Below are 20507 nucleotides of genomic sequence, written 5' to 3'. Positions count from 1 at the left end.
TGCAATGACGCTATTGTAATCCCAGTGCCGGGGGCCGGCCCGCAAACCGGCATCTGCGGTTTGCGCTGTCATGCTTCAGACCAGCACTGTGGTGATTTCAGTGGTGACCGTGGTCATCAATTTATGCACCGGGCATTTTTCCGCCACGCTCAGCAATTCCTGCCGTTGGGCGTCATTCAGATCGCCGCTCAGGTGCAGTGCCGCGGTCAGACGATAAGTACCTTGCCGCTCCGCCGCTGCGTCGCGCGTGATGTTGACTTGCACATCTTCCAGCGCGATGCCCTTGCGTTTGGCGTACCACACCAGTGTCAATGCCTTGCAGGCGCCGAGGGCCGCATCGTACAAATCGTGCGGCGAGGGACCGGCGTCGGCGCCGCCTTCGTCGACGGCGGCATCGGTTGAAATCAAATGCTGGCGGACATGCACAATGTGGCGCATGGCCTGCGACTGGTCGCGAATCACTTCGATTGTCATGAGGGCCTTTCGGAAAGAATGGGAAGAACGCGGGGACTGTCATTCAGCGTTGGTTAACAGGCCCTAATGTAACTGTTATTCGCTCATGCCGCCCGAATCGCATTGCGACCGGCATGCTTGGCCCGATAGAGCGCCTTGTCGGCAGCCGAGATCAAATCGAGGGCGTTGCCGGCATACGTGAGCGGCCGGCTGCTGGCAATGCCGATGCTGACCGTGACGATCTTGCCGGGATTGTTACGGTGCGGCAGTTCCAGATCGCAAATGGCTTGCCGGAACTGCTCCAGCGTCAGCGCCGCATCGGTTTCGGAAGCCCCGGTCAGCAACAGCACGAATTCTTCGCCGCCATAGCGCACCGCCATGTCACCGGGGCGGCGAGCGAATTGCTGCAACACCTTGCTGACGTTCTGCAAGCATTGGTCGCCGGCCGGATGTCCGTAGGTGTCATTGAACAGTTTGAAATTGTCGATGTCGATCAGCGCCAGTGACAGCGGTTTGTGGTCGCGGTGCGATTGCCGCCATGCCAGTTCCAGGCCGAGGTCGAGACTGCGCCGGTTGTACAGGCCGGTCAGCGCGTCATGCGAAGCTTTGTGATGGAGGTCGTGATTGGCGTCTGCGGTTTGCCGGAACAGCCGCACTGCCTCTGCCATCAACACCAGCAACATGACCAGACTGGTCAGGATATTGAGCGCCCGGCCGAAATACCAGCCCAGCGTGAAACGGCCGCTCCAGGACAAACCGAGTGCGGCATCGATGGCCAGGCCCACCAGGCATACGGTCAGCCACAACTGCACTATCGTGAACGGCCGCATGCGTACCACCACCAGCGTCAGCGCGGTGAGGTAAAGCAGGACATGCAAAATTACCAGCAGTTTGGCCGTCAGGCTATGCACCGGTTCCTGGAAATCGCCGCTGCGCAACAACGTTGGCAGCCATGGCGAACACAGGTACAGCGTCACCATGCAGACCAGGACAAAACTGGTGGCAATGGCGGCGATGTCGACCACGGTCAATTCCTTCCAGTGCGCGGCCCGGTCCGCCGCCAGTGCATAGAAGATCAGGCCCAAGGCGAATTCGGCATGCCACGCGATCCAGTACCAGGCGGTAATCGGTGATTGCCCGGTCACGGTTTCCAGCGTCGTCGGAAAACTGAGGAAATGCGGAATGATGCCAATGGCGCGGATCAGGAACACGCCGCCGAGCAACAGCGACCCGGTGCTTTTGAAGAAATAGCCGAGATTCATCAGCAATGCGGCCGTCACCAGATTCAGCACCAGCATCGATGCTGCAAAGGCCGGCACGAATTTGATGGAAATCCCGAGTGGTGTGTCTGCGATCAGCTTGACGCTGCCCGCCATCACCGCGATGGCGATGACGGCAAACAGCGCAGCAGATTTTTGCTCCACGCGAAGCGCTTCGCTAACGGGAGTTATGCTCGATTGCATTCAGGTAATTATTACTTTTCTGTTTGATGCACTGCGGTTCGGGATTGCTTGCAAACCGGTTTGCCATAGTTTGTCGGGACCCTAATGGACGGCGTTGATCGCGCGCCGGAAATAAGTGATGTGCATTTCGTCTCATCGTTTCTGGTAGGAAATGTTGGTGTTTTTGCCATGAATATGTTGTCTTTTTATTATGTCATCGGCGCGTCAATAATCAAACAAGAACCAGCAAAAACCTCGCGCAAAGCCGCGATTTGTTGTTGTTCTTTTTCAGTTGCTGCCATGTGGAAATAAATGCCGGAACAGGTGCAATGAATTTGACCGCAAGAGATGGAGTGCCATGCAAAGCGTGGTTTTTTAGAATGGCGGCTGCACGCATCCGGAGCACACCATGAACGATTTGCATCATCCTTCGCCGTTCGGCGATGCGGTACAGAATGAGTTGCAATTTTTCGCCGGCAACGACCGCAGCGGACAGACGCCGGCGACTGTCGGGCAACGCATCGGCGCAATCGACTGGAATATTGCCGGAAAGAAACTGGCGCAGCATGGCCACGTCCTGTTGCCGTCGATGCTGAGTGTGGCGGAGTGCGAAGACATTGCCGCAATGTATGCGCATCGCGATACGTTTCGCAGTCGGGTGGTGATGGCGCGTCACGGCTACGGTCGTGGTGAATATCAATACTTCGCCTATCCGCTGCCGCCGTTGATTGCGGATTTGCGCACGGCATTGTATGAAGCGCTGGTGCCGGTGGCGAACCGCTGGCATGATGCCATGCGCATTGCCACGCGCTTTCCGGAGCGCCACGCCGGGTTTCTGGCACGCTGCCACGCCGCCGGACAGTTGCGGCCGACGCCGCTGCTGTTGCGATATGGCGCGGACGATTACAATTGTCTGCATCAGGACGTCTATGGCGAACTGGTATTTCCGATCCAGGCCGTGATTTTATTATCGGCGCCGGGCCGCGATTTCTGTGGAGGAGAATTCGTCGTGACCTCGCAGTGCGCCGGCGCACCTGCGACAGCCGAGGTGGTGCCGCTGCAACAGGGCGATGCGGCGTTGTTTGCGGTCAGGCAACGTCCGCTGCCGGGACGCTACCGGATGCGCAAGGTACAGTCGCGCCATGGTGTCAGTCAGATACTGTGGGGGCAGCGCCATACCCTGGGCCTGATTTTTCACGATGCACTTTAAGCTGGCACCATGACTTTTGATTTGTTTGATCCGATTGATGAACCCCGGCGCACAGAGCAAATCGGCGACGCTGCATTTGTCTTGCGCGGTTGCGCATTGCCTTATGTGGCGGCGTTGCTGCCGCCGCTGGAAGCGATTCTGCAGCAGGCGCCGTTCCGGCACATGATGACGCCGGGCGGATTGCGGATGGGGGTGGCCCTGACCAATTGCGGTGCACTGGGCTGGATTTCGGATCGGCGCGGGTATCGTTATGGACCGATGGATCCTGACAGCGAACAACCCTGGCCGGCGTTGCCCGACGTATTCATACGCTTGGCGCAAGATGCTTCCGAGCAGGCCGGATTCCCCGGGTTTGCACCGGATGCCTGCCTGATCAACCGCTATGAACCGGGTACGCGTCTGACCTTGCATCAAGACAAGAATGAAAAGGATTTTGCCGCACCCATTGTCTCGGTCTCGCTGGGTATCCCTGCGGTCTTTCTGTTTGGTGGTCATGAGCGCAGCGACCGCACCGAGCGCGTGTCGCTGGTGCATGGCGATGTCGCGGTATGGGGCGGCGTTGATCGCTTGCGTTACCACGGCATCATGCCGCTGAAACACGCGGATCACCCGCTGCTGGGGGCGCAGCGCATCAATCTGACCTTCCGTCATGCCGGTTGATCAGCCTGTTTGCTTTCTCTTGTATGGAACACCATGATCCTCGCTGATTTATCGCCCAAGGCCTGTCGGGCCGCCGCCAAATTTCTGGCCACGCTGGATGATGACTGGGCCGCGCACATTCGCAGCACCGGACCTTGCCGCCACGAAACCAAGCCGGCGCGCGAACCTTACGAAGCGCTGGTGCGCGCGATTGCCTATCAACAATTGCATGCGCGCGCTGGCGACGCCATTCTGGGTCGCATGTTGGCATTGTTTCCTCAGGACGACTTTCCTTTGCCGCAACAGATTCTGGCAACGGATATCGAGACGCTGCGTGCCTGTGGCTTTTCGGCAGGCAAGACGGCCACTATTCGCGGCATTGCCGAAGCGGCGCTCAGTGGTCTCGTGCCGCCACGCGCAGAAGCGGAACGGATGAGCGATGACGAACTGATCGCGCGGCTGGTGAGCTTGCGTGGAGTGGGGCGCTGGACGGTGGAAATGTTGCTGATGTATACGCTGGAGCGTTCCGACATCTTGCCGGCTGATGATTTCGGCGTGCGCGAAGGTTACCGGCGTCTGAAACGGTTGGCGCAGGCACCGACCAAAAGCCAGATTGCCGCTATCGGCGAAGCATGGAGCCCGCACCGGACGGTTGCCGCCTGGTATTTGTGGCGGGTGCCGGCGACAATCAGCAGCGAATGAATTTGACCGCAAGCAGCGGAGTGTGTGACTGGCGTGGCGCGACTACAGTGTGATCATCAGTTACCTTCAAAGGGCCAGCATATGTCAGTCAAAACACAGAAGTCTTCGGTAGAGAACGATCCGCGCTGGGCGCAGGTGCAAGCTCGCAATGCCGCCGCCGACAAGTTGTTCGTCTATGCCGTCAGAACCACCGGTGTGTATTGCCGTCCGAGCAGCGCCTCGCGGTTGCCGCGTCCGGAAAATGTCGAGTTCTTCGATACCCCGGCAGCAGCAGAAGCCGCCGGATACCGGCCCAGCCGCCGCAGCGCCGCCGATCAGACCAGCGTCGGCGTGCAGCATGCCGCGATGGTTGCACGTGCCTGTCGCCAGATTGAAGCCGCCGAAGATTTGCTGGCGCTGGATGCCCTGGCGGCAGAGGCAGGCATGAGCCGTTTTCATTTCCATCGGGTGTTCAAGAACCTGACCGGGTTGACGCCCAAGGCGTATGCCAATGCCCAGCGCGCCAATCGCCTGCGGGCCGGTCTCGATTCTGGGGCAACCGTGACTGCCGCGATTTACGATGCCGGCTTCAATTCCAACAGCCGCTTTTATGAAACATCGGCCCAGGTGCTCGGCATGACGCCGACCAGCTATCGCGCCGGCGGTGCCAATGCCGACATCCGTTTTGCGGTGGGACAAAGTTCGCTCGGCGCGATTTTGGTGGCGCAAAGCGAACGCGGTGTGTGCGCGATTTTGATGGGCGATGATCCGGATCGTCTGACGCGCGACTTGCAAGACAAATTTCCGCGCGCCAATCTGATCGGCGCCGACCGCGAATTCGAACAACTGGTAGCGCAAGTGGTGGGGTTTATCGAAGCGCCGGGACTGGGATTGGATTTGCCGCTCGATGTGCAAGGCACGGTTTTTCAGCAGCGGGTATGGCAGGCGCTGCGCGAAATTCCTGCCGGCAGTACTGCCAGTTATGCCGAGATTGCCAATCGCATCGGCATGCCGAAAGCAGTGCGTGCGGTGGCGCAGGCATGCGCTGCCAACAGCCTGGCGGTAGCGATTCCTTGTCACCGGGTGGTGCGCAGCGATGGCGCCTTGTCCGGCTATCGCTGGGGTGTGGATCGCAAGCGGGCATTGCTGGAACGGGAATCCCGGGAATGAGTGACGTCTGGTTGCCTGCCGCTCATCTGGATGACGATGCCTGGCCGGCCCGCTGTCTGCAACTCGAACGTCAGGGACAGGTGGTGCTCAAGAGCGTGTTGACGCCGACGCAGTGTGCCGCCTGCGCTGGCGACGACAGCATCATGAACGCCATGCTGGCGCCATTGCGCGATGCTTTGTACACCCGGCTGGTCGGACTGGCGAATGACTGGCAAGCCGATTCCAGTGTCCATTTTCCGGTTACCTTGACTGAATTCCGGCGTGCCTGTCAGCAGGCCGGGCAGCACCGGCCATTATCGGGCCGCTCGGTTCATGGCCGCGGTGAAGGCGAATATCTGCATCAGGACGTTGCCGGTTCGCTGGTGTTTCCGTTGCAGGCGGTATTACTGCTGTCGGTCCCCGGCCATGATTTCAGCGGTGGCGAAATGGTATTGACCGAGCAACGACCCCGCATGCAGTCGCGGGTCACCGTGCTGCCGCTGCAGCAAGGCGACCTGGGTTTGTTTGCCACGCATTGGCGTCCGGTGTCGGGGACGCGCGGCAGCTATCGGGTCAATCTGCGGCATGGTGGCAGCCGCGTTCGCAGCGGCCAGCGGCACGCCTGCAATGTGGTGTTTCATGATGCCGAGTGATGATTTTTTATCTGCATGACTGAAAAATACTGGGAAGTGACCGGCGCCGACGGCCGGCAGTTCGCGAGTCCGCTGCCCGGTCAGTGGGGTGGCCACCGTGGCGGTCGCATCTATGGACGTCTTGATTGCCGTGCGGCATTGCAGGCGATTGCCCGTGGGGGTTATGTGCGCCAGCGTGTGTTCTTTGTACATGAAGAGGATGCACGCGCCGCGGGCTACCGGCCCTGCGCGGTTTGCATGCCGGCGGCCTATGCGGTCTGGAAGAACGGACAAGCCAGGTGCTGATCGCAAAGTATTGCATCTTTGACATCGGTATCGGGCTTGATTCCGGCCGGTCAGCCATTGAACCTGATCCTGACAAGGCCCGGGTTGTTGCCGGCCTGGTGGGCCAGGAAACTCCGGGGGATCCTGAAAGAATCGGCCTGTCGTTGTAAGATACGGTGTTGTGCTGAATTCAGGCAATCACTTAGGTTTAGGTCTTTTCATGTCGTCACCAGAGAACAAAAACAGCGAAACGCATCCAGAAGAACAAATGGAATACGTGAGCTCCTGCGCGTTGCCGATGCCGTGGGCAACATTCCAACTGCACGCTTTTGTGGATCGCATTTCCGGCAAGGAACATTTGGCCCTGGTCTTGGGCGACGTAGCGCACGGCGAGCCGGTATTGGCACGCGTGCACTCCGAATGCCTGACCGGTGATGCATTGTTCAGCCAGCGTTGCGATTGTGGCGCTCAACTGGAAGCAGCGCTGAAAAAAATCGCCAAGGAAAAACGCGGCGTCCTGTTTTATTTGCGCCAGGAAGGCCGTGGCATCGGTTTGCTCAACAAGGTGCGCGCCTATCATTTGCAGGATGGCGGCGCCGATACGGTTGAAGCCAATCAGCAACTGGGATTCGCGGCGGATTTGCGCCGCTACACGGTTTGTCTGCCAATGCTGGAGCACCTCGGCATCAAGAGCCTGCGCCTGATGACCAACAATCCGCGCAAGGTAGCCGCGCTGGAAGAGTGCGGCATCAATATCGCCGAACGCATCGGTCTGGTTGTCAATCGCAATCCGTTCAACATTCGTTATCTCGGCACCAAGGCTGCCAAGCTCGGACATCTGTTGCCATCCCATGACAACGAGTGACGGCATGACCCAGGACGCGCCATTGATTCCGATTTCGTTGCTGACCGGTTTTCTCGGCAGCGGCAAAACCACGCTGCTCAATTATCTGGTCGCGCAGCCGGAGCTGAAAGATACGCTGGTCATCATCAACGAATTTGGTGAAATCGGTCTGGATCATTTGCTGGTCGCGCACAGTCAGGATGACGTGGTGGTCGAAATGAGCAGCGGTTGTTTGTGCTGCACCATTCGCGGCGATCTGAAAAAGACGCTCAAGGACATTACCTGGCGCTTCGCCGAAGGCGGCCAGCGCAAATTCAATCGCGTCATCATCGAGACCACCGGGCTGGCGTCGCCGGTGCCGATACTGCATACCCTGATGACCGATAACTTCATCGCCTCGCGCTATCGGCTCGACGGTGTGGTGACCACCATCGATGCCGTCAATGGCATGGATACGCTGGACCGGTATACCGAAGCGGTGCAACAGGCGGCGGTGGCCGATCGTTTGCTGCTGACCAAAACCGATCTGGCTGACAGTACTGCGCTGGCAGCGTTGCAGGCGCGCCTGAAAGTATTGAATCCGGCAGCTACGCAAGTCTTGTCGCGGCAAGGCCAGGTAGCGCCGCAGGCGTTGCTTAACGCGGGGTTGTTCAAGGCTGCGGAAAAGACACCGGATGTCGCGCGCTGGCTCAACGAAGAAGCATTCAGCGACACGCATGCAGCGCATGGTCACCGGCATGAACACAAGCACGACCATGAGCACCAGCATGAACATGATCACGCACATCAGCATGACGTCAATCGCCACGATGATCACATCCGCGCATTTTGCTTCAGCTTCGACGAACCTATCGCACCGGATCTGTTTGATGAATGGCTGAGTCTGCTGGTGGGATTCAAGGGCCAGAACATCCTGCGCATCAAAGGCATCGTCAATCTGGCCGGCGAAGACAAGCCGGTGGTGATTCACGGCGTGCAGCACATTTTCCACCCGACGGTAACCTTGCCTGAATGGCCGTCAGATGATCACCGTACGCGCATCGTGTTCATCACGCACGACATCGAGCGCAGCGTCATCGAACGCTCGTTTTCTGCCTTCATGCAGGCGCAGGCCATCGAGCGTGACATGCTGGAACGAAAGAAAAACGTCTGGTAGTGACGGCGTCAGAAACCTGAACGAACCGGCGCGTATCTCAACAAACCGAAAAGCCCATCAAGTGATGGGCTTTTCGCATTTGCAAGTTAACGTGGCACGCACTTGAACTGCACTTCTACCTGTGGGTCTTGGCCCTTGGTACGTGGCACGTCATAGCCGCCGGTCACCACGAAAGTCTGACCTTTCTGATTGCAAAATTTGGTCACGTCCTTGAGCGCTTTTATTTTTACGTCGGCGAGAGTGCCTGCGGGGGAGCTGTCGTGGGCGGCGACCATATACGTGTCTTTACCCATGGAGACGACGCCGGTACTGACAGCACAGCCGGCCAGAGCCCCGGCCACGATGGCCAGGATAATGCAGTGTTTCATTGACTTCCCCCATTTGCTGGTGCTGTTCTCAGCACCCTTATTGTGTTCTTCGACTGCTCAATCGGCAGCGGTTATCGTGCGGCGCCACGCGGGCGATTGTAGCCTGACCGGCCCAAATGTCGCAATTCCGGATACTAAGGCCTCAACGAGTGGGTGAATATTTTCACTATGGCCAATGTTCAGAGGTACTTGCTGCGGCATGTCGGTTTAGCTGATGTCGCCGGCAGATAACGCCAACATCAAGTCTTCCGTGCAGTATCAATCTCGATCACCAGCTGCGGATTGAAATCCGGATTTTCCCACGCGATATCGGCCACCGTTTCGGCGCTGCCGAGATTGAGCGGATAGCCGCGTGGATTGGTGACGACGCGCGTGCCGGCGACCTGATAATCGAAACTGTCGTGGACGTGGCCGTGAATCCACAGATCGGCTTTGGCGACCAGCGGCGTCAGATCACTGATGAAGGCGGGGTTCAGTGACGACCCGGCAAAGCGCGGGTGAACCGAATCCGGATGCACGCCGTGATGCGTGATGACCACTGTCGGGCCATCGAATGCGGTGGCGAGTTTTTCTGTCAGCCAGGCGCGCGACTGACGATGTTTCGCGAGAGCGTCTTGCGGTGTGAAGACGCCGCCCGGAGTAGTAATGATCTTGTGGTCGACCAAGACCTTTTCCGCTTCCTGCATCGACGTTTCAATGTCGCCGATCAATGCATAGTCGGTCCACAGGCAACAGCCGAGAAAACGCACGCCATGCAAGATGGTTTCTTCATTTTCCAGATGATGCACCTGGCCGTGGCGCGAAGTGCTGCGCAGTTGATCGATCAGCGCATCGTACTGTTCGTGGTATGCCTCGTGATTGCCATGCACATAGATCACCGGCACCGGCCAGTCGGCGAAGGCGGCCAGTGCCTGCGTGTCGCGATGGATATCGCCGGCAATGATGAGGACGTCGGCATCGCTTGGGCCTACCGGCTGATGCGACGGAAACTTCTTTTCCAGAATTTCTAAATGCAGATCGGAGGCGATTTGAATTTTCATGAGAAATGGTAGTTGGGTAGCTGGCATACACTGGCGAACGGCCAGCATACCACTCCTCCGCTACGCTATCAGCCGCGATGCGCGAACCACGCCAGAATCAGGGAAATGGTCAGCAAGGAACCGGTAGTGGAAATCAGAATGGCGCGCGACATGGCGGCGGCTTCCCGCTGGTACAGTTCGGCCAGCATGAACGGACCGGTGCCGATGGGCAGCGCACTCAATAACAACGCGGTGTCGGCCCATAATCTCGGCAGCGGAAAAATCCAGTAAGCGAGAATCGCGGTGATGGCCGGATGCACCAGCAACTTGAAGCCGACCAGCAGATTGACCGTATCCGCTTGTTTACCTTTGAGCGGCTGTGCCAGAAACAGGCCGAGCGATACCAGCGCGCAGGGGCTGGCGGCCGCACCCAGCAAGGTGAACAGATGACTCAGGCTGACCGGCAAACTCCAGCCACTGGCGGCGACCACGGCACCGAGCAGGGACGCCATCATGATCGGATTGCGCAGCAGCGACACCGCCACTTTCTTCAATGTGCGACCAACATGGCGTTCGGCATGCAGTGAAATTTCAAGAAAGATGATTGCCACCGCGAACAGCAGGCACGCGGTCATGACCATGGCGATGACCGACGGTGGCACGCCCTCGTTGCCGAATGCAAGCATGCACAAGGGGATGCCGATGAAACCGACATTGGCATAGGAGGTACCCAGGCTGTCGATGATGATATCGCCGGTAGCCGCGCCTTGCCGCTTTCTGATCCAGGCGGTCAGCGCGAACACCACCACGATGCCGATGGCAAACACGGCGACGAAACGCAGATTGGCAAAGTCGGCCGGCTTCAACCCCGAAATGGCATTGAACAGCAGTGCCGGCAGTCCGAGATAAATGACAAAACGATTCAACTCACTGGCGGCATTGATGCTGAGAATATTGCGTTTGCGGCACAGATAGCCGAGAAAAATCAGCGCAAAGATCGGGAATACGACGTTGAAGATGGCAAGCATGTGGCGCTGACGGATGAAATGGAAAAATGATGAAAGGACTGCGCCTGCGTGGCGGGCTCAGGCTCAGGCCGGCATGGCCGGTCGTTGGGACGCGTACTCATTGCTCATCAGCGTGGTGGCCAGATGATCGGCCGCGCGTTCGGCATGCTGGCGCGCCAGATTGTCGGCGACGCTGGCCTTGCCGGCGATGATGGCGTCGAGGATGGCGGCATGTTCATCCCACACCGTGCTGCGGGTGTGCGCATCGTTGCGCAGAATTGCACCCATGGCGCGCCGGATGTGTTGCCAGTGCAGTGCGGTGGCTTCGGCAATCATCGGATTGCCCGAGGCGTGATAAATGAATTGATGGAAATCCATATCGGCCTTGATCAGTTCGGTCATCACACCGGCCTTGCCGGCGCGCCGGCCACGCGCCAGCAAATCCAGTCCCTGTTGCGCCGCCGCCTGATCCGGATTCTTTTTCCATCTGAGCGCGGTCTCGCGTGCGGCCAGGCCATCGAGCGCCGACCGTACCTGATAGAGCTGCACCAGTTTTTGCGGATCAATCGGCGTCACCATGACACCCTTGCGACCGCTTTCTTCAATGAAGCCCTGACGCTTGAGCAAATGAAATGCCTGCAAGATCGGTTGCCGCGAAACGCCCAGTGTTTCGGCCAGGCCTTCCTGAGTAATCCGCGCATTCGGTGCCAGCGTGCCGTCGCAGATGGCATCGAGAATGGCGTCGTAGACCTGCTCGATCAGTTGCGCAGGGGCATCAATTTTGTACATGAAGTGACCTTGATATGTGTTCCGTGTTCTGTATACAGAATATGGTTCTGCCGTAAATACTGTCAAGACGATTCTTTTCAGTTCTCTTTGCCCGGTGTCTTTTTGCAGGCTCGTTACAATCACGGTTTCAGTCTGACTTTTGCACATGCATCCGATCACCCCTTCCATCGATGTCAGTCAGGCAACAGTTGCGTCAGCCGCTGAGCGACTTCGCGCGCAATTGCCGGCAGCCGGTGAGCTGGCAGGCATGTGGCAGCAGCGTGAGCGGTTTGTGATCCTCAATACGGATTTCGGCGACGGCCTGCACTTTTTGCTGACCGCCGCCGCCTTGCGAGATGATCCGAACGGACCGCAGCAGTTGCACTATCTGGCGCTGTTGTCGCAGCCGCTGTCGCGCCGGCAATTGCAGGCAGCGCTGGCGCCATTGGCCGCCACTGCGATAGCAGCCGCAGAATTGATTGCGCAGTGGCCGCCTGCGGTAAGCGGTTACCACCGCCTGTTCCTGCAACAGCAACGCATCGTGTTGACGCTGATCGTCGGTGATCCGGCGCTGACGCTGCCACAGATTGGTGCCGGCATCGATGCGTTCTGTCTGACCAATACCACGTTATCAGTGCTCGGCGCTGCGCCATATTTACCCCGGCGACTGGCCCGACTGGCAGCGCCGCAGGCATTGCTGGCGGTGGATGGCGGCACTCAGGATGAACAAGAGTCAGTGCGGCGCGCATTGGCGTCGGCCGGATTCATTCGTGATGAGCAATCGACGCCGCTCCGCGCCAGATTTGCACCACGCTGGCAACATGCCTGGCCGCGTGTTGTACCGCACAGCGCCCGACGCGCCATCGTGATCGGTGCCGGTCTGGCCGGCAGCGCGGTCTGTGAAAGTCTGGCGCTGCGCGGCTGGCAGCTTGACCTGATCGAAACGCATGACGGTCCGGCGCAGGAGGCATCGGGCAATCTGGCCGGGGTATACATGCCGGCGATTTCGCGCGACGATAACCCGGCAGCACGCTTGACGCGGCAGGCTTATTTGTTTGCGCAGCAAGTCTGGGCGCGCATTGGCGGCTTCCCTCAATTGCGTGGCGCCCGCTGCGGCATACTGCAGGTGGCACGCGATCCGGAGCAGGCCGCCGCATTCGAACAGGCCGCCCGGCACTGGCACTATCCCGATGATTACGCGCAATGGCTGGACGCCGATCAGGCCAGCGCCAGATTGGGCCTGCGCACCGGCAGCGGCTGGTACTTCCCGGATGGCGGCTGGCTCAATCCGGCTTCGGTATGCGAGGCTATGTTGCGCGCTTGCGGCACCTGCCTGACGCGACATTTCGGGCAAGGAGCAACGACGCTGCAGCGGATTGACGATCAATGGCAGGCGCTGGCCGCCGATGGCCGCGTGCTGGCACAGGCCCCGGCAGTGATTCTGGCGAATGGCATGGGTGCGTTGCAATTCATGCAGGCGCAGACGCTGCCGCTGACCGCATTGCGCGGACAGGTCACGCATTTACCGGCGACGGGTGTGCTGTCGACGCTGCCATTTGCCTTGTGCGGCGATGGTTACCTGACCCCGCCGGCAGCCGGAATCGTCAGTCTCGGCGCCAGTTACGATGATGATCACGACCCGGCATTGCGGGTGCAAAGCCATCTCGATAACTTGCACAAACTGCAGCAGATGTTGCCGGCGCTGAGCATGACCGTTGATGCGACGACGCTCGTTGGCCGCGTCGGATTTCGTTGTGTGGCGGCAGATCGCTTGCCATTGGTGGGCGCGTTGCCGGATTCCGGAGCCCGGCAAGCGGCCACTGCCGACTGTCGTCTGGCGGACTTGCCGCGTCTGCCGGGTTTGCATGGATTGCTCGGCTACGCTTCACGCGGCCTGATATGGTCGCCGCTGGCAGCCGAGTTGCTGGCTTGCCAGATGGAGGGGGAGCCGTTGCCGATGGGGCGCGATCTGGCGGCGCTACTGGATCCGGCGCGCTTTGCATTGAAAGCGGCGCGGAAATCAGATTTTTCATGAAGGAGCCGGGGATGATCAGCAATCCTGAATTCGATATCACTACGCACAGCGCCTTGCAGGCAATGTTCGATGCGCCGGCCGGGGCGTCGCTGGCGAAAGAGCTGGATCACATTGATGACAATTACCGTCAGTGGATAGCCGCCTCGCCGTTTCTGGCGCTGGCCACGGCCGGGCCGCAGGGCTTGGATTGCTCGCCGCGGGGCGACCCCGCCGGTTTTGTGGATGTGGTCGATGCCAAGACCGTGATCATTCCCGAACGGCGCGGCAACAACCGCATTGATAGTTTGCGCAATCTGATTGAGAACCCGCAATTAGCGTTGCTGTTCCTGATACCGGGTCAGGGTGAGACATTGCGTATCAATGGCCGCGCCCGCATCAGCGCCGATCCCGCCCTGTTGCAACGCTATGCGATAGCCGGAAAATTGCCCAAGCTGGTATTGATCGTCACCGTCGAGGCCGCTTTTTTCCAATGTTCGCGGGCGGTAGTTCGCGCCGGCTTGTGGAATCCGGCAGCGCAAATCAAGCCGGGCAGTTTGCCGACGCCGGGGCAAATATTGTCTGCTGCCACCAATGCCGGTATCGATGGCGCCGCATACGATCAGGCGCTGCCCGAGCGGGTAAAAAGCAGCTTGTATTAGCTGTCCGGGCCTATTGTGAAAAATACGCAACTAAGATGCGTTGCGAAAGCGGCTCAAGCTTGTGTTGCTGGTCGCCTGCGTGCGAGGATGTTGTTCATCCAATAATTTTTCCGTGTCGTCATGAAAAAAATACAGCGCCAGTTACTGCGGGTCCGAGACGGCCACGAAGCGCATGTTTCGTTTGTCGAGCTGTTCTTTGACCTGATTTATGTGTTTGCGGTGACGCAGTTGTCGCACAGCCTGCTCGGTAATCTGACCTTGATTGGCGCGGCCCAAACCTTCGTGCTGTGGGTGGCGGTATGGATGGCCTGGCAATACACCATCTGGGTCACCAACTGGTTCGATCCGGAAACCTTGCCGATCCGTTTCTTGCTGTTCAGCATCATGCTGATCGGACTGGTGATGGCAGCGGCGATTCCGGAAGCATTCACCGGACGTGCCCTGATCTTCGGCTATGCGGTCGCCGCCGTGCAGGTCGGACGGACGCTGTTCGTGCTGGGCATTCTCGGCAACCGGCATAGCCTGGCGCCCAACTTCAAGCGCATGCTCGGATGGTTGTGCATCTCGGCGGCATTCTGGATTGCCGGCGGCTATCTGGAAGAGCAGCGCCTGTGGTTATGGGCGATTGCCATTCTCTGTGAATACTGTTCGCCGATGATCGGCTTTGCGCTGCCGGGTATGGGGCGTACCAGGACTTCCGAGTGGACGATTGAAGGCGGTCACCTGGCCGAACGCTGCCAACTGTTCGTGATTGTGGCGCTGGGCGAGGCCTTGCTGATCAGCGGTGCCTCGATTGCGCATTCGGAACAATGGGAAGCGCCGGTCCTGATCGCATTCGTGGCGACTTTCCTCGGCAGTCTGGCGATGTGGTGGGTGTATTTCGATACCAGCAGCAAAGACGGCACCGAAGCGATTACCCATGCCGATGATCAGGGGCTGATCGGTTCCTATTTCAATTATGTACACGTCATTATCGTCGCCGGCATCATCGTCTCGGCGGTCGGCAACGAGCTGGTGATTGCGCATCCGGACGGCCGCATCGACATGGTCTCGGCGGTGGTATTGATTGCCGGACCGGTGATTTATCTGGTTGGCAATGCGATCTACAAAAAAGTCGTGTATCGCCGCTTTCCGTTGTCGCATATCGTCGGGCTGGTATTGCTGGCGCTTCTGGCGCCGCTCTCTTTTGTCACCGATCTGCTGATGGTGAGCGGCCTGACCACCGTGATCCTGATCGTGGTTGCCGGCTGGGAAGGATGCAGCCGGCGCAGTGCCAAACGTCCATTGCAGGACGAACACGCCTCGTATTGGTAAAGTGCGGCAAGTGCCACGCCGGACGTGATCCGGCGGGCGCTGTAGAGTAGAATACCGGCTGCAAGCCGCCGACCCGCATCGGCGCACTTTACCGGAACACTGCGCATGCTGCGACTGACAGAAATACAACTCCCCCTCGACCATCCCGAAGCCGACCTGACGGCCGCCATTCTTGCGCGCCTCGGTATTGATGCCACGCAACTGAAGCGCGTTGAACTGTTTCGCCGCAGCTACGATGCCCGCAAGAAATCGGCGATTGTTCTGACCTACAGCGTTGACGTCGAAGTCGATGACGAGGCGGCCGTGCTGCGCAAGCATCAGGGCAAGCCGCATGTCGCACCGACACCGGATACCTCCTATAAGTATGTGACGCACGCCAGCGCGGTGCCGGAAAAGCGGCCGGTGGTCATCGGTACTGGTCCGTGCGGTATTTTTGCCGGACTGATTCTGGCGCAGATGGGTTTTTGCCCGATCATTCTGGAGCGCGGCAAGATTGTGCGCGAACGCACCAAGGATACCTGGGGGCTGTGGCGCAAACGCGAACTGCACCCGGAATCGAACGTGCAGTTCGGCGAAGGCGGTGCCGGTACGTTTTCGGATGGCAAGCTGTATAGCCAAGTCAAAGATCCCAAGCATTACGGCCGCAAGGTGCTGAGCGAATTCGTCAAAGCCGATGCACCGCCGGAAATCATGTATGTCAGCAAGCCGCATATCGGTACCTTCCGTCTGGTCAAGATGGTGGAACAGATGCGGGCCACGATTGAAGCACTCGGTGGTGAATTCCGCTTTCAGCAAAAGGTTGATGATATCGATATCAGCCCTGAAAAGGACGGTGGTCAGGTGCGTGGCGTGATACTGGCCGGCGGTGAATATATTGCCGCCGATCATGTGGTGCTGGCGATTGGCCACAGTGCCCGCGATACTTTCCAGATGTTGCATGAGCGCGGCGTCTACATGGAAGCCAAGCCATTTTCGATTGGCTTTCGCGCCGAACATCCGCAATCGCTGATCGACAAATGTCGCTTCGGTCCCAGCGCCGGCCATCCGATTCTGGGGGCTGCCGATTACAAGTTGGTGCATCACGCCAGCAATGGCCGTGCCGTCTACAGCTTTTGCATGTGCCCGGGTGGCACCGTCGTGGCGGCCACGTCGGAACCGGGACGGGTGGTCACCAACGGCATGAGCCAGTATTCGCGCAATGAACGGAATGCCAACAGCGGTATTGTGGTCGGCATTACACCGGCTGACTATCCGGGCCATCCGCTGGCTGGAATCGATTTTCAACGTGCATGGGAGTCGCGCGCCTATGAACTCGGCGGCAACAACTATGATGCACCGGGTCAACTGGTCGGCGATTTTCTGGCGCAACGGCCATCGACCGTGCTTGGCAGTGTCGAACCATCGTATAAACCGGGCGTGTTGCTGGGCGATTTGTCGACTTCATTGCCGGACTATGCGATTGCTGCGATCCGCGAAGCCTTGCCGGTCTTCGACAAGCAGATTCGCGGCTATGCGATGAACGACGCGGTGCTGACCGGAGTTGAAACCCGTACCTCTTCACCGGTACGAATTCGCCGCGACGATCACAATCTGCAAAGCATCAATACCAAGGGTTTGTATCCGGCCGGCGAAGGTGCCGGCTATGCGGGAGGCATCATGTCGGCGTCGATTGACGGCATCAAGGTCGCGGAAGCCGTGGCACTCAGCATTACCGGCCAGCAGCCGACTTAAAAACCGCGTCAGCGCTGATGCCAGAGTTGGACCTGCATCAGTTCAGCGCAGCGGGTATCGAGCATGCAAGGGGCGTCGCCGGCATTGAACAGCACGGCGTCACCGGCATGCAGCGGTCGTAACCCATGCGGTTCATCAAGCATGCAATGGCCGTTGATCAGATACAGCATGGTCAGGTCGGCCTGACTCGAAATCGTGGTTTTTCCCGTTTGAATCAGACGCTGTACCTGGTGCCGGTAAACATCGCGCCGCGTCATCACGTTGAAATCGATGATGCTGCCGGCGATCAGTGCCGAATCCACTTCATCATCTCCGGAAAAAGAAAAGATATCGCTGCGCTGGGTCAGTTGCCGCACCGTGCCGGCATGCGTGAGCGCGATTCCCTGACCATCGAGGATGGCAATCGAACGATCAATGCCGGGGAATATGGAAAAGGCGCCACCTTGATGCACGGTGGCGATACTGATGCGCCAGTCGAATGATTCCAGCGAACTGCCTTGCGGGGCGCGGATGATTTCACGCGTGATGCCGCCACCATTTTTCCAGCGCATGCTGAGCTGGTTGGTTTGAGCGATGACGATCGGCATAATGTGGTCGCCGCCCGCAGACGGGGGCGATAGATAAAGTAAAGACTGAAGTAAAAGGCCGAAGTAAAAAACTGAAGCGAAAAACAGCCGAAAGACGAAGCCAGAAGCAGACCGCAGGTCGCCCGGAGCGAACCTGCGGCAGCGTCTTGATTTATTGCGGTTGCAGGATCAGGTGCGCCAGCCGTGCCGCGACGCGGGCAGTCATGCCATCGCGGTCGTAAGTCGGATTGCATTCGGCGATATCGGCGGCAATCAGCTTGCCGCTGGATTTGATCGTCGCCACCAGCCGTTCGACCTTTTCCAATGCCATGCCGTAAGGCGCAGGCGCCGAGACGCCGGGAGCCTTTTCTCCTGGCAAGACATCCAGATCGATCGTCAGATAAACGTCGGTGACACCATCAAGTTGCGTACGCAATTCCTGATCGATGATATCCAGACTGCGCTCTGCAACATCGCGATCCATATGAAATTGCACATCCAGTTGACGCGCCCGGTTGAACAATGCCGGCGTGTTGCCCAATTCGCTGATGCCATAGCAAACATAACGGAAGTCGACCTTGGCTTGCTCGCACCATTGCGCCATTTGCAGAAACGGTGTGCCGGAGGTGGAGCAATCGGCGGTACGCAAATCGAAGTGGGCATCGAAATTGATGATCAGCAATTTACGTTGTTGCAGCGTCGCGCCCAGATGACGGGTGATGCCGAGAAAGCTGCCATAAGCGACTTCGTGACCGCCGCCCAGGATCAGCGGCAGATTGCCTTGCCCCATGACCTGAGCGATGCGTTCCGCCAGACGCTGTTGCGCCCGTTCCAGATCGCCGTCATCGCAGACCACATTGCCGGCATCGGCCAGTTGCGTGATCCGGTGCGCCGGCAGATTCGCCAGCATGCGGCGAATCGCATAGGGTCCTTGCGCCGCACCGATGCGCCCGTGATTACGGCGTACGCCTTCGTCGCAGGCAAAACCGATCAAGGCGCTGCCGCCGGTCACGGTGGCGTCGAACGGCTGCACCACCTGATGCAGACGACGGGTATCACCGGCCGTATCTTCGTCCAGCCGGCCAGTCCAGATAGGATCGTTCATGCTTACGTTCCTTGTTGCTGATTGCGGGACAGTACCGCTTGCAAGAAGCTGCGGGTGCGTTCCTGCGTCGGATTGACGAAAATGTGATCCGGTGCGCCGGCTTCGACAATACGGCCTTGATCCATGACCACCACCACATCAGCGACTTCGCGTGCAAATCCCATTTCATGCGTGACCACGATCATGGTCATGCCTTCGTTGGCGAGCGCCTTCATGACTTGCAACACTTCACCCACGAGTTCCGGGTCGAGCGCCGAAGTCGGTTCGTCAAACAACATGACCTTCGGTTGCATGGCCAGCGCACGGGCAATCGCCACGCGTTGCTTTTGACCGCCGGACAAGGTGGCTGGCATGGCATCGGCTTTTTCCGCGAGGCCGACTTTGGCCAGCAGGCTGCGCGCCAGATGTTCGGCTTCGTCCTTGTGGGTGCCGAGAATCTTGCGCGGTCCGACCGTGACGTTTTCCAGTACCGACAGATGCGGAAACAGATTGAACGACTGGAACACCATGCCGACTTGCGTGCGCAATTCATTGAGCGCGTGATCGGGCATCATTTTGCCGTCGACCAGCAAGTCTTGTCCGCAGATCGAAATGCTGCCTTCTTCCGCCACTTCCAGACCGTTACAGCAACGCAGCAAGGTACTCTTGCCAGAGCCGCTGGGGCCGATGATGACGATGACCTGTGACGCTTCCACGGTCAGATCGATACCGTGCAGAATGCGATGACCGGAAAAGGATTTGCCCAGTTTGCTTAATTGAATCATGGCGGTCATTACACTGCTCCTCCTGCGCGCAGGCGCTTCTCGATGCGTTGCAGCGCCATGCTGGTCAGGCTGGTCAGGACCAGATAGACGAGAGCGATGGCCAGGTACACTTCCAGCGAACGATACGAAACGCTGATGATTTTTTGTCCTTCATGCATCAGATCGGCGATGGTCAGCAGCGATACCAGTGCCGAGTTCTTGATCAATGCGATGAATTCGTTGCCGAGCGGCGGAATCATCCGCACTACCGCTTGCGGCAGGATGATGGTGCGCATTGCCTTGCCGGATGACATGCCGAGCGAACGGGCCGCTTCCATCTGACCCTTGTCGACCGATTGGATCGCACCGCGCACGATTTCGGAAACATAAGCGCCCGAGTAAATGCCGAGACCGAGAATGCCGCACACGAAGGCCGGCAACAGGATGTCGAACTGCGGCAAGCCGAAGAACAACAAGAACAGTTGGACCAGCAACGGTGTGCCGCGGATGAAGGTAACGTAGATGCTGCAAATGCCGTAGCGCAGGCGTTTGCCCGGGTCCAGCCGGCCGAGGCCGACCAGCAGGCCGAGCACGCATCCGAGCACCAGCGAAGCGGCAGTAATTTCTATCGTGACCAGCGCGCCGCGCAGCAGATCGGGCCAGCCTTCAAGGACTGGCAAAAAATCGAGGCTCAATTAAATCTCCTTGGGTATTCTGTGCGG

23 protein-coding genes are annotated in these 20507 nt (G+C 58.8%); 13 read left to right on the top strand and 10 right to left on the bottom strand.

Annotation, left to right across the window (positions count from 1 at the left end):
• Positions 1-75 precede the first annotated feature (75 nt).
• Together AKL27_RS17650 and AKL27_RS17645 are read right to left on the bottom strand one after the other, a co-directional pair.
• Entirely contained in the window at positions 76-474 is a 399-nt protein-coding gene (locus AKL27_RS17650; RefSeq protein ID WP_050464168.1) for an OsmC family protein, read from the bottom strand.
• A gap of 83 nt (positions 475-557) precedes the next feature.
• Complete coding sequence (locus AKL27_RS17645) at positions 558-1877, bottom strand: sensor domain-containing diguanylate cyclase (RefSeq protein WP_050464167.1); 1320 nt, start codon at positions 1875-1877, stop codon at positions 558-560.
• 123 nt (positions 1878-2000) lie between these two features.
• On the opposite strand from AKL27_RS17645, the gene AKL27_RS27815 reads away from it, so the two are divergent.
• The 9 genes from AKL27_RS27815 to AKL27_RS17605 all read left to right on the top strand — a co-directional run bounded on the left by AKL27_RS27815 (position 2001) and on the right by AKL27_RS17605 (position 8491).
• The gene (locus AKL27_RS27815) at positions 2001-2207 is read left to right on the top strand and encodes a hypothetical protein (RefSeq protein WP_157056976.1); all 207 of its coding nucleotides are present in this window, start codon (positions 2001-2003) and stop codon (positions 2205-2207) included.
• A gap of 97 nt (positions 2208-2304) precedes the next feature.
• Positions 2305-3105: a 2OG-Fe(II) oxygenase gene (locus tag AKL27_RS17640; protein ID WP_083439124.1), complete on the top strand. Its 801-nt coding sequence runs from the start codon at positions 2305-2307 to the stop codon at positions 3103-3105.
• Between the two features lie 9 nt (positions 3106-3114).
• On the top strand, positions 3115-3765 hold the full coding sequence (alkB, locus tag AKL27_RS17635; RefSeq protein WP_050464166.1) for a DNA oxidative demethylase AlkB: 651 nt from the start codon (positions 3115-3117) through the stop codon (positions 3763-3765).
• 33 nt (positions 3766-3798) lie between these two features.
• On the top strand, positions 3799-4446 hold the full coding sequence (locus tag AKL27_RS17630; RefSeq protein ID WP_050464165.1) for a DNA-3-methyladenine glycosylase family protein: 648 nt from the start codon (positions 3799-3801) through the stop codon (positions 4444-4446).
• A gap of 81 nt (positions 4447-4527) precedes the next feature.
• Positions 4528-5595 (top strand): bifunctional DNA-binding transcriptional regulator/O6-methylguanine-DNA methyltransferase Ada, encoded by a 1068-nt coding sequence (ada, locus tag AKL27_RS17625; RefSeq protein ID WP_050464164.1) that lies wholly within the window; start codon positions 4528-4530, stop codon positions 5593-5595.
• Complete coding sequence (locus AKL27_RS17620; protein ID WP_050464163.1) at positions 5592-6227, top strand: 2OG-Fe(II) oxygenase; 636 nt, start codon at positions 5592-5594, stop codon at positions 6225-6227. The genes ada and AKL27_RS17620 overlap by 4 nt, the downstream gene beginning before the upstream one ends.
• A gap of 15 nt (positions 6228-6242) precedes the next feature.
• Positions 6243-6512: an Ada metal-binding domain-containing protein gene (locus AKL27_RS17615; protein ID WP_050464162.1), complete on the top strand. Its 270-nt coding sequence runs from the start codon at positions 6243-6245 to the stop codon at positions 6510-6512.
• 199 nt (positions 6513-6711) lie between these two features.
• The gene (gene ribA, locus AKL27_RS17610) at positions 6712-7356 is read left to right on the top strand and encodes a GTP cyclohydrolase II (RefSeq protein ID WP_050464161.1); all 645 of its coding nucleotides are present in this window, start codon (positions 6712-6714) and stop codon (positions 7354-7356) included.
• Entirely contained in the window at positions 7343-8491 is a 1149-nt protein-coding gene (locus AKL27_RS17605; RefSeq protein ID WP_050464160.1) for a CobW family GTP-binding protein, read from the top strand. The genes ribA and AKL27_RS17605 overlap by 14 nt, the downstream gene beginning before the upstream one ends.
• 86 nt (positions 8492-8577) lie before the next feature.
• Here AKL27_RS17605 and AKL27_RS17600 read toward each other — a convergent pair whose 3' ends face one another.
• From AKL27_RS17600 to AKL27_RS17585, 4 genes are all read right to left on the bottom strand, one after another.
• Complete coding sequence (locus AKL27_RS17600) at positions 8578-8859, bottom strand: hypothetical protein (protein ID WP_050464159.1); 282 nt, start codon at positions 8857-8859, stop codon at positions 8578-8580.
• Positions 8860-9098: 239 nt separating this feature from the next.
• Positions 9099-9899, bottom strand: coding sequence for a metallophosphoesterase (locus tag AKL27_RS17595; RefSeq protein ID WP_050464158.1), 801 nt, complete (start codon positions 9897-9899; stop codon positions 9099-9101).
• 68 nt (positions 9900-9967) lie between these two features.
• Positions 9968-10906 (bottom strand): AEC family transporter, encoded by a 939-nt coding sequence (locus AKL27_RS17590; RefSeq protein WP_050464157.1) that lies wholly within the window; start codon positions 10904-10906, stop codon positions 9968-9970.
• 63 nt (positions 10907-10969) lie between these two features.
• Positions 10970-11674, bottom strand: a complete 705-nt coding sequence (locus AKL27_RS17585; RefSeq protein WP_050464156.1) for a GntR family transcriptional regulator — start codon at positions 11672-11674, stop codon at positions 10970-10972.
• 145 nt (positions 11675-11819) lie between these two features.
• Between AKL27_RS17585 and mnmC the strand changes: the two genes are divergently transcribed.
• From mnmC to AKL27_RS17565, 4 genes are all read left to right on the top strand, one after another.
• Positions 11820-13688, top strand: coding sequence for an FAD-dependent 5-carboxymethylaminomethyl-2-thiouridine(34) oxidoreductase MnmC (gene mnmC / locus AKL27_RS17580; RefSeq protein WP_232311019.1), 1869 nt, complete (start codon positions 11820-11822; stop codon positions 13686-13688).
• 11 nt (positions 13689-13699) lie between these two features.
• Positions 13700-14326 carry a pyridoxamine 5'-phosphate oxidase family protein gene (locus AKL27_RS17575; protein ID WP_050464155.1) on the top strand — a complete coding sequence of 209 codons (627 nt, stop codon included), beginning with the start codon at positions 13700-13702 and terminating at the stop codon, positions 14324-14326.
• Between the two features lie 120 nt (positions 14327-14446).
• Positions 14447-15640, top strand: coding sequence for a low temperature requirement protein A (locus AKL27_RS17570; RefSeq protein WP_198156003.1), 1194 nt, complete (start codon positions 14447-14449; stop codon positions 15638-15640).
• A 105-nt stretch (positions 15641-15745) separates the two neighbouring features.
• Positions 15746-17371 (top strand): NAD(P)/FAD-dependent oxidoreductase, encoded by a 1626-nt coding sequence (locus AKL27_RS17565; protein ID WP_050464154.1) that lies wholly within the window; start codon positions 15746-15748, stop codon positions 17369-17371.
• 8 nt (positions 17372-17379) lie between these two features.
• Here AKL27_RS17565 and AKL27_RS17560 read toward each other — a convergent pair whose 3' ends face one another.
• The 4 genes from AKL27_RS17560 to AKL27_RS17545 all read right to left on the bottom strand — a co-directional run bounded on the left by AKL27_RS17560 (position 17380) and on the right by AKL27_RS17545 (position 20480).
• Positions 17380-17958: a HutD/Ves family protein gene (locus AKL27_RS17560; RefSeq protein WP_050464153.1), complete on the bottom strand. Its 579-nt coding sequence runs from the start codon at positions 17956-17958 to the stop codon at positions 17380-17382.
• Positions 17959-18109: 151 nt separating this feature from the next.
• Positions 18110-19042 carry a formimidoylglutamase gene (gene hutG / locus AKL27_RS17555; protein ID WP_050464152.1) on the bottom strand — a complete coding sequence of 311 codons (933 nt, stop codon included), beginning with the start codon at positions 19040-19042 and terminating at the stop codon, positions 18110-18112.
• A gap of 2 nt (positions 19043-19044) precedes the next feature.
• Positions 19045-19815: an amino acid ABC transporter ATP-binding protein gene (locus AKL27_RS17550; RefSeq protein ID WP_050464151.1), complete on the bottom strand. Its 771-nt coding sequence runs from the start codon at positions 19813-19815 to the stop codon at positions 19045-19047.
• Positions 19815-20480: an amino acid ABC transporter permease gene (locus AKL27_RS17545; protein ID WP_050464150.1), complete on the bottom strand. Its 666-nt coding sequence runs from the start codon at positions 20478-20480 to the stop codon at positions 19815-19817. Before AKL27_RS17545 ends, AKL27_RS17550 begins: the two co-directional genes overlap by 1 nt.
• Positions 20481-20507 lie beyond the last annotated feature (27 nt).

The organism is Herbaspirillum autotrophicum, assembly GCF_001189915.1.
Classification (GTDB): Bacteria; Pseudomonadota; Gammaproteobacteria; order Burkholderiales; family Burkholderiaceae_D; genus Herbaspirillum; species Herbaspirillum autotrophicum.
The sequence above is the reverse complement of the archived record's forward strand: the minus strand, read 5'-3'. Positions and strand labels throughout refer to the sequence as shown.

Excerpts from the sequence above, each read along its gene's own strand:
- AKL27_RS17650 (WP_050464168.1), bottom strand. The coding sequence starts at position 474 with ATGACAATCGAAGTGATTCGCGACCAGTCGCAGGCCATGCGCCACATT.
- AKL27_RS27815 (WP_157056976.1), top strand. The coding sequence starts at position 2,001 with ATGGACGGCGTTGATCGCGCGCCGGAAATAAGTGATGTGCATTTCGTC.
- AKL27_RS17640 (WP_083439124.1), top strand. The coding sequence starts at position 2,305 with ATGAACGATTTGCATCATCCTTCGCCGTTCGGCGATGCGGTACAGAAT.
- alkB (WP_050464166.1), top strand. The coding sequence starts at position 3,115 with ATGACTTTTGATTTGTTTGATCCGATTGATGAACCCCGGCGCACAGAG.
- AKL27_RS17630 (WP_050464165.1), top strand. The coding sequence starts at position 3,799 with ATGATCCTCGCTGATTTATCGCCCAAGGCCTGTCGGGCCGCCGCCAAA.
- ada (WP_050464164.1), top strand. The coding sequence starts at position 4,528 with ATGTCAGTCAAAACACAGAAGTCTTCGGTAGAGAACGATCCGCGCTGG.
- AKL27_RS17620 (WP_050464163.1), top strand. The coding sequence starts at position 5,592 with ATGAGTGACGTCTGGTTGCCTGCCGCTCATCTGGATGACGATGCCTGG.
- AKL27_RS17615 (WP_050464162.1), top strand. The coding sequence starts at position 6,243 with ATGACTGAAAAATACTGGGAAGTGACCGGCGCCGACGGCCGGCAGTTC.
- ribA (WP_050464161.1), top strand. The coding sequence starts at position 6,712 with ATGTCGTCACCAGAGAACAAAAACAGCGAAACGCATCCAGAAGAACAA.
- AKL27_RS17605 (WP_050464160.1), top strand. The coding sequence starts at position 7,343 with ATGACAACGAGTGACGGCATGACCCAGGACGCGCCATTGATTCCGATT.
- AKL27_RS17600 (WP_050464159.1), bottom strand. The coding sequence starts at position 8,859 with ATGAAACACTGCATTATCCTGGCCATCGTGGCCGGGGCTCTGGCCGGC.
- AKL27_RS17595 (WP_050464158.1), bottom strand. The coding sequence starts at position 9,899 with ATGAAAATTCAAATCGCCTCCGATCTGCATTTAGAAATTCTGGAAAAG.
- AKL27_RS17590 (WP_050464157.1), bottom strand. The coding sequence starts at position 10,906 with ATGCTTGCCATCTTCAACGTCGTATTCCCGATCTTTGCGCTGATTTTT.
- AKL27_RS17585 (WP_050464156.1), bottom strand. The coding sequence starts at position 11,674 with ATGTACAAAATTGATGCCCCTGCGCAACTGATCGAGCAGGTCTACGAC.
- mnmC (WP_232311019.1), top strand. The coding sequence starts at position 11,820 with ATGCATCCGATCACCCCTTCCATCGATGTCAGTCAGGCAACAGTTGCG.
- AKL27_RS17575 (WP_050464155.1), top strand. The coding sequence starts at position 13,700 with ATGATCAGCAATCCTGAATTCGATATCACTACGCACAGCGCCTTGCAG.
- AKL27_RS17570 (WP_198156003.1), top strand. The coding sequence starts at position 14,447 with ATGAAAAAAATACAGCGCCAGTTACTGCGGGTCCGAGACGGCCACGAA.
- AKL27_RS17565 (WP_050464154.1), top strand. The coding sequence starts at position 15,746 with ATGCTGCGACTGACAGAAATACAACTCCCCCTCGACCATCCCGAAGCC.
- AKL27_RS17560 (WP_050464153.1), bottom strand. The coding sequence starts at position 17,958 with ATGCCGATCGTCATCGCTCAAACCAACCAGCTCAGCATGCGCTGGAAA.
- hutG (WP_050464152.1), bottom strand. The coding sequence starts at position 19,042 with ATGAACGATCCTATCTGGACTGGCCGGCTGGACGAAGATACGGCCGGT.
- AKL27_RS17550 (WP_050464151.1), bottom strand. The coding sequence starts at position 19,815 with ATGACCGCCATGATTCAATTAAGCAAACTGGGCAAATCCTTTTCCGGT.